This is a genomic window from Arenibacter sp. P308M17 (assembly GCF_003426735.1).
GTDB lineage: Bacteria > Bacteroidota > Bacteroidia > Flavobacteriales > Flavobacteriaceae > Arenibacter.
This window is the reverse complement of record NZ_QVON01000005.1, coordinates 368,847-382,123: the sequence shown is the minus strand read 5'-3', so window position 1 is coordinate 382,123 and position 13,277 is coordinate 368,847. Positions and strand designations below refer to the sequence as shown.

Annotated in this window: 10 protein-coding genes; 2 read left to right on the top strand and 8 right to left on the bottom strand. The window is 41.4% G+C overall.

Annotated features, from left to right (window positions below):
* The first annotated feature begins 165 nt into the window (after positions 1–165).
* A complete protein-coding gene (locus tag D0S24_RS14230; protein WP_117020533.1) occupies positions 166–993 on the top strand; it encodes a cupin-like domain-containing protein in 828 nt (275 codons plus the stop codon).
* 289 nt (positions 994–1,282) lie between these two features.
* The gene (locus D0S24_RS14225; protein ID WP_117020532.1) at positions 1,283–2,440 is read left to right on the top strand and encodes a GNAT family N-acetyltransferase; all 1,158 of its coding nucleotides are present in this window, start codon (positions 1,283–1,285) and stop codon (positions 2,438–2,440) included.
* Between the two features lie 128 nt (positions 2,441–2,568).
* On the opposite strand, the gene D0S24_RS14220 is transcribed toward D0S24_RS14225, so the two are convergent.
* The 8 genes from D0S24_RS14220 to D0S24_RS14185 form a co-directional block, all read right to left on the bottom strand.
* Positions 2,569–3,738, bottom strand: coding sequence for an OmpA family protein (locus D0S24_RS14220; RefSeq protein WP_117020531.1), 1,170 nt, complete (start codon positions 3,736–3,738; stop codon positions 2,569–2,571).
* Between the two features lie 642 nt (positions 3,739–4,380).
* Entirely contained in the window at positions 4,381–4,845 is a 465-nt protein-coding gene (locus D0S24_RS14215) for a hypothetical protein (protein ID WP_117020530.1), read from the bottom strand.
* On the bottom strand, positions 4,845–5,993 hold the full coding sequence (gene bshA / locus D0S24_RS14210; RefSeq protein ID WP_117020529.1) for an N-acetyl-alpha-D-glucosaminyl L-malate synthase BshA: 1,149 nt from the start codon (positions 5,991–5,993) through the stop codon (positions 4,845–4,847). The genes D0S24_RS14215 and bshA overlap by 1 nt, the downstream gene beginning before the upstream one ends.
* Before the next feature lie 374 nt (positions 5,994–6,367).
* Positions 6,368–9,280, bottom strand: coding sequence for a glycoside hydrolase family 3 N-terminal domain-containing protein (locus D0S24_RS14205; protein ID WP_117020587.1), 2,913 nt, complete (start codon positions 9,278–9,280; stop codon positions 6,368–6,370).
* A gap of 105 nt (positions 9,281–9,385) precedes the next feature.
* On the bottom strand, positions 9,386–9,868 hold the full coding sequence (locus tag D0S24_RS14200; RefSeq protein WP_117020528.1) for an ABC transporter ATPase: 483 nt from the start codon (positions 9,866–9,868) through the stop codon (positions 9,386–9,388).
* 173 nt (positions 9,869–10,041) lie between these two features.
* Entirely contained in the window at positions 10,042–10,833 is a 792-nt protein-coding gene (locus D0S24_RS14195; RefSeq protein WP_117020527.1) for a (Fe-S)-binding protein, read from the bottom strand.
* A gap of 16 nt (positions 10,834–10,849) precedes the next feature.
* Complete coding sequence (locus tag D0S24_RS14190) at positions 10,850–12,175, bottom strand: (Fe-S)-binding protein (RefSeq protein WP_117020526.1); 1,326 nt, start codon at positions 12,173–12,175, stop codon at positions 10,850–10,852.
* An 11-nt stretch (positions 12,176–12,186) separates the two neighbouring features.
* Positions 12,187–13,143: an MlaD family protein gene (locus tag D0S24_RS14185; RefSeq protein WP_117020525.1), complete on the bottom strand. Its 957-nt coding sequence runs from the start codon at positions 13,141–13,143 to the stop codon at positions 12,187–12,189.
* Between the last annotated feature and the right edge of the window lie 134 nt (positions 13,144–13,277).

The following is a 13,277-nucleotide window of genomic DNA, read 5'->3' as shown; positions in this document are numbered from 1 at the left end:
CTCGGTCTGGGCCTAAAACAAAACTCGGACATTTTATAACATGGGATACTGGAAACTAGACGCTAATTAATTGACAACTAAACAAATATTACTTCATCGATTATATAATTTATATTCCATGGGAATTCCTAAATTTATGACGTTCGAAATCCTAATAATTAGAAAATGAATATTGTAAACGATATTTTAAATCGAAGTATACCTATTGAAACCCTGGAATCAATAGATTACAATACTTTAAAGAATACCTATATAAATAAAAGAAAACCAGTGGTAATCAAGGGTTTCGCTAAAAACTGGGGAGCGACAAAAAAATGGAATTTAGATTATTTTTTAGACCTTGGGGACGATAAGGATATTACCCTTTTATCGGGGAATTTTATTCAAGAAGATAACCGATATAAAAAATCGACCTTTAAGGATTACATATTAAAATTGAAGGATGCTGAAGTAAACCAACAAGCAGTAAAGGATTATCTGACCACTTTGGATATCTTTAACTACTTTCCACATCTAAATGGTGATACCGATTTTTCAATTTTTGAAAAGTGTACTGCCGTTAACGATGTAACGGCTTGGATCGGTCCGAAAGGGACCATTTCAGGTTTTCATAATGACACCGGAAAGAACCTATATGCCCAAATTAAAGGAAAGAAAATGTTTATCCTTTCCTCCACCAAATACAATCAACATTTATACCCCAGTGATAAGTACATTAATGGCGCGGTTGCGAGCCAAGTGGACATAAATAATTTTTCCTATGAAAAATTCCCCAAGTTCATGGAAGCCGAGTTTAGGAGCGTCATTCTAGAGCCAGGCGATGCCCTTTATGTACCTTCCATGTGGTGGCATTATGTGCAATCCTTTGATACCTCTATCAGTATCAGTAATTTTGGTTATTCCCAGCTAGAAATATTTTCATTAAGGGTCCTCAATTTTTTGCACAGGCGTGGTTTTTATAAGTCAAAAAATTGTTTTTGCTGTAATAAATAATATAAAATATTTCCGTTTTTGATAGTGAACCCATAGGCCAAATGTCTAACCTTACCAACCCAACATGTTTGTATTAAATCCATATGCAACGGTATGTGGATAATATTACCATTTCCAAATCGTTCTATGAAGACCATATTGATTTAGTTCTATCCCAATATGGTATTATTTTTCAAGTTTAGGTGTTCTAAATTTTATCAAATCAACCCAATTAAAACAGAATTAAGGAAATCTTCAAATACCATTAAATGCTGCTATTAACCGTTCAATATCCATTTTTTTCAGAATCATGTCAAAAGTAAGGCTAGAGCTTTTCTCAACCATTTTCGATAATCAAACCATACCGGATATCTATTCAAGTATAGGTTATGGGGATAAGCGTATAGTGAATGAGCCGAACAAGAGTTCCTCAGGGGGTAGCACATTGTATTCTATCAACTTGGTACCTGGTTACATGAATTGTAAGCTTTGTGATGCGCATTTGTACCATACAAAAAAAATACCCCAACATAATTGGGGTTATGCCATTTTTCTAAATTCTGACTCCAATGCCGACGCGTACTTGAAAAATAAATTTAACTCCAATTTTAGAACCAATTTGAACAGGAGTATTAGGCGTTTAGAAACTTGTTTTAACATTAGCTATAAAATGTATCATGGTGAGATTACCCTCAAGGATTACGAAGCCCTGATGGAATCATTAAGAATGATGCTCGTAAACAGATTTAGAGCTATAAATGAACCCAATAACAATCTACCTAAATGGATGGATATTTGTACGGACACCTTTCCTTTGATCAACCAGAAAAAAGCGTCCCTATTTGTTATATATGATGGTGATAGACCCATTGAAATATCATTAAACTATCATATGGACAAAATTTTATTCAGCTCTATTTCCTCCTTTGACCTGGACTATTCAAAATTTGGATTGGGCCATATAGAAATATATAAACAATTGGAATGGTGCTATTTAAATAATTACGATATTTTCGAAATGGGGGTAGGTGGCATGGATTATAAACGAAGATGGAGCAATAACATCTACAATTTTGAACACCACATTTACTACAAAAAATCTTTAATATCCAATATTCACGCCTTCTTTGAAATCCGGAAAATACTACTAAAAGAGTATTTAAAGTCCAAACAAATTCCTTTGTATTTTCAAAAAGCCAAATCCGCTCTTAGTCCTAGTAAAAAAGTAGAAGATACATTGAGGGGAGAGGTGAAAGTTGAACAGTTGCACTCCAATGAAATTCCAGAGCCAGAGGACTTGTTAGAAATTAATCTTGAAAATGAGGCTTTCAGGCCTCTAAGGAAATACGTTTACGACTTCATGTACGGCAATCCTGAAAATATAGCCCATGTTGGAGTTTTTCAACTTTCAGGTACAAACAGCTATATCATAAAAGGTTCTGATAAGCAAATTAAGATCACTCTTTAGCAAATCAAAAAAACCAGTAATGTATTACACTTTAAAACAAATACAATTGTTTTAAAGGACAGTAATAGTAAACAAAAAATGCCCATTGCCAATGCAATGGACATTTGAGTTATACATATTCTTGGTGATTAAAACTCCACCACCTCAAACTCCGATCTTCTGTTCAGTTTGTGTTTGGGTTCCGGACAGTAGGTAGTATTGTCACATTCGTTCGTCAATTGGGTTTCCCCAAAACCTTCCCCGGTCAATCTAGTGGAACTTATTCCCTTGGTACCGATCAAATAATCCAAGGTCTGTTTTACCCGCTTCTCGGACAACCATTGGTTATATTTTTCAGCCCCTCTGGAATCGGCATGGGAACCTACTTTTAATGTCAAGGCCGGATTTTCTTCCATTAACACGGCCAAATTATCCAACAATTCCTTGTAGGGCTTGCTCAGGTACGAAGAGTTGAGACTAAAGTATACATTGCCCAAATCCTTAATTTTGTTTTCCAACTCCGTCCTTCTTCTGTTCTCCGCATCCTTCCTAGCCTGCTCTTCCGCAGCCAAACGTGCTTTTTCCTTCTCTTTGGCCAAACGCTCGGCCATTAGCCTAGCCTCTTCCTCTGCTTTTTTTGCGGCGGCGATAGAATCGGACACCCTTTGGTTTTCTTCGATCAATGCCAACTTCTCCAATCCCTTTTTGGACAATTCCTTCTCTATCCCAAACCGGTATACTACCCCGGCGGAATGCTGTAACTGTTTGGTGGACCCTTCCTCAATACCCCATTTGCCCATGGTATTAAAATTTAGCCCCCAACGGTCATTAAACCAGGTGTTAAATCCAAAACCTGCATTGGCAGTGGCCCTGCCCACAGCGCCTATATCACTATAGCCGGCACCTACATGTAAAAATGGATCGAACCAGCCGGTTTCCCCAATTAGTTTATTGAGGTCATAACTTACCATACCATCTATGGCATAGTAATCCCTCTCCACCGTATTGATCTCTCCGTCGACCTTCTTACCTATATCGTACTTATTGTAAGAGCCTATGGCCCTTATTCCAATTCCATTTTTAAAGAATCTACCTATACTTATGGAGGAAGGATAGGGAAGGGCGTGCCAAGTTTCCTTAATGCTTAGAAAATCATCGCCAAAGGGCGTTGCGGAATCATCTACAATATTGTAGCCAACTCCCAATACCCAGGAACTGGTAACAACACTGTCCTTAGCTGTTAATTGTAATTCTTGGGCAGTACTAAAATTATAGGAAATAGCACATAAAAAGGTAATTGCAAACACGTAGGTTTTCATCTTTATAAAATTTTGGGATTATTAAAATCTTTGTCCAAAGCTATGGCAATGTTAAACGGACACCATTTAAATTCTACAAAAGGCCTTAAAAATCGTTAAGCGGTTTCCTACAAAACAGGTTTTTGGATTTTTTAAATCCCAATAATTTTTCACCCAAGAAAACGGTATTTTAACCGAGATAAAGGACCTGGCATAACAAGACAGGGAACGATAGCGACGGCCCATCTGTTTGTTATGGGCCTACAAGAATGGGATTGCTTCACTTGGCCTGTCCGCGACAGTCCCGTTCGCAATGACGTAACGGAACGAATAATGATAACGTCATTGCGAGGAGCGTTGGCGACGTGGCAATCTGTTTGTTCCGGGCCTACAAGAATGGGATTGCTTCACTTGGCCTGTCCGTGACAGTCCCGTTCGCAATGACGGAAGCACGGATTGGAATTTGAACTATGCAATGGGCCGCAATCAAACTTCTTATTTCAATACCTCTTGCCCATTGTTCATTGCTTATAGCCCATAGCATAATATTTTTAGAAACACAATACTTAATCGACCTTTTAGGACATAAATAGAAGATCTATGTGCCTGGGCCAAATAATATACTGGATTACAACCTTAATGGTACGTAAAGATCAACGGATGCTATTTCTTTTTTTGGAAACTAATTTTTTTAGGGGTTAGGGGCATCCTATAAATACAAAAGGGCGTGGTAGTTACATTTTGGTCCTGCTGTTCGGAAAGTGGCCCCTCCTTTAATCCTACCACAATATCATCCCGGGAATCTTCAATAATGCACAACCCCACTTCTCCGACGCCCAGGGTAATTCCCGAACAATATATCAGGAGCAACTCCTTGCCAAAATCCACTTCCGGAATGGGGAGACCCGGCTTTCTGGTCCTGTTTATTTGCAAAAAAAAGTGCTTTAACGTCTTGGAATCCCTTATGACCCGAAATTCCGAATGCTCCACCCCGCTATAGCTATCCGCCAATACCAGTTGAAGTTCCTTTGAATTTTGCGGGGAACTGCCCGTTATATCCTTGTGCACGCTTTTCTGCCCGGAACAGGAAATCCCCAAAAGGCATAGGAATAGTAACAATGATCGCATCAATTCCGCTGTAAACTTTTAGTTTTCGCCAAAAGGGCCTTTTCATAGATGGCCTCATATAGGGGCAACACCTTCATGATATCAAAATCCATTGCCGCTTTTGCCGCATTGTTTTTAAACCTTTCCAAAGTTTGTTCGTTGCCCAATATCCTGAGCGCATTTTCGGCCATCTCCTCTACATTGCCCACATCGCTTAAATAACCGGTAACCCCCTGGCGGTTAACTTCCGGTATTCCTCCCGTATTGCTGGAAATAATGGCTACCCTATTGATCATTGCCTCCAATGCGGCCAAGCCAAAACTTTCTGTTTGTGAGGGCAAAAGAAAAAGGTCCGAAAAACATAATATCCTATCAATTTCGTTGCTATTGCCCAAAAAGATAACCTTATGGGCAATGCCAAGCTCCTCGCACAAACGTTCCGCACCTTCTTTTTCAGGTCCCTCCCCTACCATGATCAGCTTGGCCGGTATTTGTGCCTGGATTCTATTAAAAATCTGTATTACATCGGGGATACGCTTTACCTTCCTAAAATTACTGATGTGGGTTATAATTTTTTCATTTTCAGAGGCCATTAAGGAACGCTGGCAATCCGTGAAGTTCACACTGTATTTTCTTTTATCTATAAAATTGGGAACCACCTCTATTTCATTTTTAATATCGAACAGCTCCAAGGTACTCGCTTTGAGGTTATGGGATACCGAGGTAACCACATCGGACTGGTTGATACTAAAGTTGACTGCCGGTCTATAAAAAGGGTGCTTGCCCACCAAAGTAATATCCGTACCGTGTAAAGTAGTGACCATTGGGATATAAATCCCTTCTTCCTCCAACATCTTCTTGGCCATATACCCGGCATAGGCATGGGGAATGGCGTAATGCACGTGCAACAACTCTATACCGAACAATTTGATGGTATCTACCAATTTACTAGAAAGGGCCAATTCATACGGTTGGTAATGGAACAAGGGATACTCCGGTACGTGCACTTCATGAAAGTATATCTTGTTGCTCAGCAACTCCAAGCGCACCGGTTGGCGATAAGTTATAAAATGGACTTCGTGGCCTCTATTTGCCAAGGCTATTCCCAATTCTGTTGCCACCACCCCGCTACCTCCAAAAGTGGGATAACATACTATTGCTATTTTCACACGCTTAAATTTTAGTAATTATTTGATTATAAATCCAATTTAGGGGATGTACGACTTAGTGTCCTGTCAACCCTAGCATGCCGAACAGATCCCACAACTCATGTCCAAAAAGAAGCTTGGTCGGGCCTAAAGGGATAAAATTTCAGGATACTTAAAATAAAACGACAATTTCCAGCTAAAACCCTGGTCTATATTTTTACAAAGTAAGAAACTGTTTAAATTTTATCCTTTGGTTCTTTTATGCATCTTTTTCCGCCATGCTTCTGCTATTTTTCGATCCGCAGCTATGGCTATGCCTCTTAAAATACCTTCGCCTGACGAAAAAATATACTCTAAAATATTCCAAAAACAAAACTTAAACAATTTCTAAAGGTTTAATTAATAATCGCCTCATAAATGACCTTCTGAATCCGTGTTCTTAACCCAGATTTAACCAATAGTGTATTGGAAGCCGTGGGGTAGGTCCGGTTGGACAAAAAAACGTATACCAAATCCTTTTCCGGATCGGCCCAGGTATAGGTCCCTGTAAAACCACTATGTCCAAAACTTTTCCTGGAAACCAAACTACAGGCCGGTCCCCCACCATTGGGTTCCGGTTTATCAAAACCAATCCCCCGTCTTACGTTTTGATCACAGAAATAGCAGGTATTGAACTTCTTTACCGTTCTGGACTCCAAAAATTGTTGTCCCCCATAATACCCATTTTGAAGGTACATTTGCATCATCTTGGCAACATCATTGGCATTGCTAAAGAGGCCGGCATGCCCTCCTACTCCGCCCTGCATAGCAGCTCCCATATCGTGCACATAACCCTGCACCGTCTGGTACCTATAATAATTATCTTCCTCCGAAGGAACAATATTCTCTTTTAAGAAGCTGTTAAGTGGATTAAACCCGGTATGTGTGGCACCTATAGGCCTGTACAAAAACGCCTCGGCCAAACTGTCCAATCGCATTTTATAAGTATCCTCAATATACTTTTTCATAACATAATAGGCCACATCACTGTAGCGGTACCTGTTGGATTTAAGCTGCTGTCTCCCAATCCGGTTGTAGATAGAATCCGTGTAGACATCCTTTATGAACAATTGATCCGCTACCTTAACGGAATAACCACTGGTTGAATGATGTCTGTAAAATTCTGTAGACGGTTTTCTTTTATCGTCCAAAGTATCTATATAAAAGGCTATCCAAGCGGGCAACCTACCATAGTGCGATAGCGCCTTTAGGACGGTAACATTTTTTAGATCGGAATCGGAATAGGCCGGGATAAGTTCCTCAAAGGTATTGTTCAAAGCAATTTTTCCCTCCTCCTCCATCTTCATTACCATGGGCAAGGTGGCCAAAATCTTGGTTATGGATGCCAGATCATAAATATGGTCCGGGGTTATTTTTTGGTCCGAATCATAGGTTGGTTTTCCAAATCCTTTGTTGTAAATTATTTTTCCCTTCCTTGCTACCACTATTTGTGCCCCCGGAAACATCAAGGAATCAATGCCGTTCTTGACCATTTCATCCACTCTTGCCAATTTATCGGAACTTATTCCTACCCGTTCGGGAAAACTATATCCCAAACGCATCAAGGACTCCAAAGGAATAGTTGTATTAACGGGGAAGTCGGCATGGGAGGTAACGGGCAAAACCCCTTTTGCCGGAAGTGCCCCAAAAATTACCTGAGCCGTTTTCTCCTGGGCCAATTCACTATTTTGGTAACCCACTATTACCGCGTCCACACTATCAAAAGACAGCACATCCAAGAGGGCATAGGGTTTTGCAAATACGGCCAGTATAAGATTGGAGGTACGTGCCCTCGCTATTTCCTCTAACCAAACAAGTTCATTTTTGGTAAACTTATAGGCCTTCCATGGGCTTTCATTGCTCTTGTGCAGGCCGATGATCACCAAATTATACTCGCTTAATTTCTGCTTAAGGGTAGCTATGTCCTTACCGTTGACCTGCGTTACATTGGCGTATTTGTTCAATTCCTTTAGAAAGGGATCGCTTTCGGCATCCCCGAACTTTACATAAGCAATTTTCTTGTTTTCCAACTTTTTGATAGCCAACAACGAAAAATCATTTTTAATCACGGTAATGGCATTTTCAATGGCCTCCTCGTACAGCAGATCATCCTCCAGGGAGTTGAGGTCTTCATAAAGATTTTTGGTTTCTATAGGCGTATAGTTATTAAGTCCCACCTTATACTTTGCCATCAATATCTTCTTCACGGAGGTAGCCAGTCTGTTTTCCGTAATCCTACCTTTGTTATAGGCTTCCAAAAGTTTGGCCTTGGCCTTGGCTACGTCCAAAGGCATTAAAAGAATATCGTTGCCCGCCAAAAAGGCGGAAAGTTCCACTTCCCCTTCCTTGGCAAAATTGGATACTCCTTTCATATTCAACGCATCGGTGAACACCAATCCCTTAAAATTAAGCTGTTCCTGCAACACCTCCCCAATGATCTGTTCGGATAAGGAAGAGGGATACCCCTCCTTGATCTCCAAACTTGGCACACTTAAATGGGCCACCATAACACTGCTTAGGCCTTCCTTGATCAACTTTTTATAAGGGTACAGCTCTATACTGTCCAATCGCTCCTTGGTAAAATCGATTACGGGCAAAGCTTTATGGGAATCCACAGCGGTATCACCATGTCCCGGAAAGTGCTTTCCACTGGAAAGGACACCTGCGCTTTCCATACCCTTCATATAGGCAATTCCCTTTTCGGCCACATTTTCGCGATCCTCCCCAAATGAACGATTCCCAATTATTGGATTTAGGGGATTGATATTGATATCGATATCGGGGGCAAAATTAATGTGGACCCCCAATCTTTTTGCGTGCCTGCCTATACGGTTTCCTACTTCCTCCACTATAGCATTATCCTTAATGGCCCCTAGGGTCATATTCCAGGGAAAGGCATAGGTAGAATCCAATCTCATGGCCAGACCCCATTCGGCATCCATACCTATCATCAGCGGCACTTTAGAACTCTTTTGATAATCGTTGGTCAGTTTGGCCTGACGGACAGGACCGCCAGTAGAAAAAATGAGCCCACCAATATGATGTTCCCTGATCAATTTTTTTGTTTTTTCGGTACCGGCCCTATCCTGATCCGAAGTAACCATGACCATAAACAACTGTCCCAATCTTTCGTCCAGGGACATCCCATTGTAAGTGGCCTCTACCCAGTTCCGCTGCGCCAAAGTATCCTTGGTGACCAAAGGGTCTACCTGACCTTGGACAGCGTTAATTGTTATGAAAAGTAATAATGCTATGGAATTTATACGCATAAAAAAATCCATCTTTGATGGTAACTAAGAATTATTTGAAATATTATACTTATCCGAAATACAGCCCCAACCAAGGGCGGAGCAGTATTATCGGATCGGCGGGGCTTACATAAAACGGCCGTGCCAGCTTTCTTCTGCGGGCACCTCCCAATGATTCTGGTATTCGTACTTATTGGTTACCAGATTATTGAAGACGATGGTATTTTTGGAAACCGCTTTTTGCTTGGCCATTTTTTTGAAGTCGACCAAGGATTTGTATGCCACAAAATCGCCCTGTTTATAGGAAACATTCATTTTGTCCAAAAGCTCCACCTTGTACTGCTGCTCCAGTTGCTGAATAAAGCGAACCGAGGCATCTATGGAACATCCGGAAGCGGCGTTGAGGGTTTGATCCAGGGCAAGGATAATAAATCTGTTATACCTAATTTCATAGCCTGCCCTTAAATCGCTTCCGTGGGCGGTCCAATCGGCTACAAAGGCATCCATATCCTGTCTTAGTTGCTGCAATTCTTCTTCGGAAAAACTTCTACTGGCTTGAAAGACCCAAACTCTGGATTCATCCGGCAATGTGTTAAATTCTACGCGCATTTATTAAATTTTTTAATGTTCATCCAAACGATTCCCCCTATGGTATATCGTTCAATTCATTTTTACCTAATGTTAAGCTGAACGTAAGACGACTTCTAGACTCCCCGCCCGAACGGACCGTTCGGTAAGGGCGGGCGCTCGAAGTGAGTATCATGGTCATTATTACTGCAAATTTACAAATCTTCCGCTCTGGCTATCAGCTCTGCAATGTCCATTACCACTACGGAGGACTCTTTTTCCTTATTTTTTACTCCATCGGTCAGCATGGTATTGCAAAATGGACAACCGGCTGCTATTATATCCGGTTTAATATCCAGCGCCTGTTCGGTACGCTCAATATTTACATCCTTGTTGCCTTTTTCAGGCTCTTTAAACATTTGGGCCCCTCCCGCACCGCAACAGAGTCCACGCTTTTTACAATTTTTCATTTCCACCAGTTCGGCATCCAACTTGCGGATCAGATCGCGCGGGGCTTCGTAGACATTGTTGGCCCGTCCCAAATAACAGGGGTCGTGAAAAGTAATTCTCTTGCCTTTGTACTGCCCGCCTTCCATTGTGATTCGGCCTTCTTCCAACAGCTGTTTCAGGAATTGGGTATGATGTACCACCTCGTAATTCCCCCCAAGGCCTGGATATTCATTTTTCAGGGTATTAAAACAATGGGGACAGGCCGTGACCACTTTCTTCACCCCATAAGCGTTCAGTACCTCAATATTGGTCACTGCCTGCATCTGGAACAAAAATTCGTTACCGGCCCTCTTGGCAGGATCTCCCGTACAGCTCTCTTCGGTTCCCAACACGGCAAAACTAACATTGGCCTTGTTCAGGATCTTGACAAAGGCCTTGGTTATTTTTTTTGCCCGATCATCAAAACTTCCAGCGCAGCCCACCCAAAATAATACTTCCGGTTGTTGGCCTGCGGCAAAAAGTGCTGCCATTGTGGGTACTTTCAATTCATTTTCCATAATAGCGGTAATTTCATTATGATTCCTTGGACCAGTTAAGCCTATCCATTTGGTTAAAAGGCCAAGGGGCACCATTATTCTCTATATTTCCCATCATATTATTCAGGTCCGATGGTGCGGCAGACTGTTCCATAACCAAATACTGGCGCATATCCATTATAATGGACAAGGGATCAATACTCACTGGGCAAGCCTCCACACAGGCATTACAGGAGGTACATGCCCAAAGTTCCTCATGGGTTATATAGTCTCCCAACAATTGTTTGCCATCATCAACGAAGGCTCCTTTATTGGTATCAATATTCTTGCCAACTTCTTCCAACCTATCCCTGGTATCCATCATAATTTTACGGGGGGACAACTTTTTGCCCGTTTGGTTGGCCGGACATTCACTGGTACAGCGCCCACATTCCGTACAGGTATAGGCGTTCAATAATTGCACCCATTTAAGGTCCATAACATCCGAAGCTCCAAATTTTTCCGGCAGGGGTGCATCCCCATCGGGTGCCGCAAATGGATCGGCACTTGGGTCCATCATCAACCGTACTTCCTTGGTCACCGCCTCCAGATTATCAAACTGTCCCTTAGGCCTTAACTTTCCAAAATAGGTATTCGGAAATGCCAATAAAATATGTAAATGCTTGGAATAATATAGATAATTCAAGAATATGAGAATGCCGACAATATGTAACCACCATGCCGATCTTTCCAATAGAATTATGGAGGCTATGGACATTTCTTCAAATAAAGGGGCGATGAACATACTGACGGGAAAGGCCCCGGCCTTGGTATAATGGGCCACGTCCATTTGCTGTAATTGATAATCGGCGGCATTCATGGTCAGAAAAAGTACCATGAGGACCAATTCTATATAAAGAATTAAATTTCCATCCTTTTTTGGCCACCCGTCCATCTCCGGGTTAAGGAATCTCCCCAACTTGATCAGGTTTCTACGGATCCAGAAAACAACTACCGCAATAATGACCAACAAGGCCAGTATTTCAAAGGATCCGATTAGGAAACTATAAAATCCGCCCAAAAAAGCAAATATCCTATGAGTACCAAAAAGTCCGTCCATTATAATCTCAAGGACTTCGATATTGATAATGATAAAACCAAGATAAACTATAATATGAAGAATGCCCGCAATTGGGCGTACCACCATTTTGGTCTGCCCCAGTGCTATCCTGGACATATTTTTCCACCGTTGGGGTTTATTGTCACTGGTATCTACCGATTTGCCCAATTTTATATTTCGGGAAAGCTTTTTAATATTTTCTACAAAAAAACCAATTCCGGCAATAAGTATAATTGCAAAAACAATATTAGGAATATAATCCATATGGTGATTCTCTATTTTTCGGCCGGATCTTCTTCAGGAACGGTGTAATCTTTTTGCTTTTTGCCAAATACGGAAACGTTTACATAACGTTTTGGATTTAGGCGAAAATCCTGCAAAAGTAAATCCAGTTCCCTGGAGGCATCGGCCAGATTGTTATAAAGTGCTTTGTCGTTCACCAATTTCCCCAAGGAGCCCTCACTCCCTTCTATTTTGGCCATCATGGCATCAATTTTCCCCATAGTGGCCTGCAAGCCTTTTATGGTCTGGCCCAGACCGGCATTGGCCAAGGTGTCCGAAAGTTTGTTGAAATTATCGGTAATGGTACCTAAATTACTAATGGACCTGTCCAGGTCGCCCTTGTTTTCCGTTAGGATTTGGTTTAGGGAATTGGCGCTTCCCTGAAAACTTTTCACCAATTGGTTCAATCCTGCAATACTTTCCCTTAGGTCCCTTCTCGTCTTTTGATCCAAAATATCGTTAACGTTCATCAACAGGGAATCGGCATTGGATACGGCCCCTTCCACTTTCATCTGAAGGGGGGTCAAGCGTTGCTGTACCAATTCCGTAAGTCCAGGCCTGATGCTGGAAGGCAAGGTGTCTCCAGATTTTGCCATGACGGCATCATCAAAAACAGGCTTTATCTGTATTCCCTTTCCGCCTATTATTCCGGTATCGTACAATTCGGCACTGCTGTTTTTGGAAAAGGAGAATTCGTTGTCTACCGTAAAGGTCACCAAAAGGTTCCCTGAGGCGTCGTTGAATTTAATATCGTTCACCTTCCCTACCGAAAAGCCGTTAATGGTAACCTGTGTGCCGGATTGTAATCCACCCACATGCTGGTATACGGCATAGAACGTCTTGCTATTATCAAAAAGAGGTGTAGATTTTAAATAACTAAAACCAAGTATGAATAAAAGGATACCCCCCAAGACTATAATACCTGTTTTTATTTCCCTAGATATTTTCACACGTTTAAATTTTAATAATTAATTGGTTTTATAGTGAACAACCCCAGGGCAAGCCTGTCTACCGACAAAGGCAGGCCCACGAGGCATCAGGCGGAAAACCTGAAAAACATTTCGACGCCCGCCTGAACGGATAC

Excerpts from the sequence above, each read along its gene's own strand:
- D0S24_RS14195 (WP_117020527.1), bottom strand. The coding sequence starts at position 10,833 with ATGGAAAATGAATTGAAAGTACCCACAATGGCAGCACTTTTTGCCGCA.
- D0S24_RS14220 (WP_117020531.1), bottom strand. The coding sequence starts at position 3,738 with ATGAAAACCTACGTGTTTGCAATTACCTTTTTATGTGCTATTTCCTAT.
- D0S24_RS14205 (WP_117020587.1), bottom strand. The coding sequence starts at position 9,280 with ATGCGTATAAATTCCATAGCATTATTACTTTTCATAACAATTAACGCT.
- D0S24_RS14190 (WP_117020526.1), bottom strand. The coding sequence starts at position 12,175 with ATGGATTATATTCCTAATATTGTTTTTGCAATTATACTTATTGCCGGA.
- D0S24_RS14200 (WP_117020528.1), bottom strand. The coding sequence starts at position 9,868 with ATGCGCGTAGAATTTAACACATTGCCGGATGAATCCAGAGTTTGGGTC.
- D0S24_RS14225 (WP_117020532.1), top strand. The coding sequence starts at position 1,283 with ATGTCAAAAGTAAGGCTAGAGCTTTTCTCAACCATTTTCGATAATCAA.
- D0S24_RS14215 (WP_117020530.1), bottom strand. The coding sequence starts at position 4,845 with ATGCGATCATTGTTACTATTCCTATGCCTTTTGGGGATTTCCTGTTCC.
- D0S24_RS14230 (WP_117020533.1), top strand. The coding sequence starts at position 166 with ATGAATATTGTAAACGATATTTTAAATCGAAGTATACCTATTGAAACC.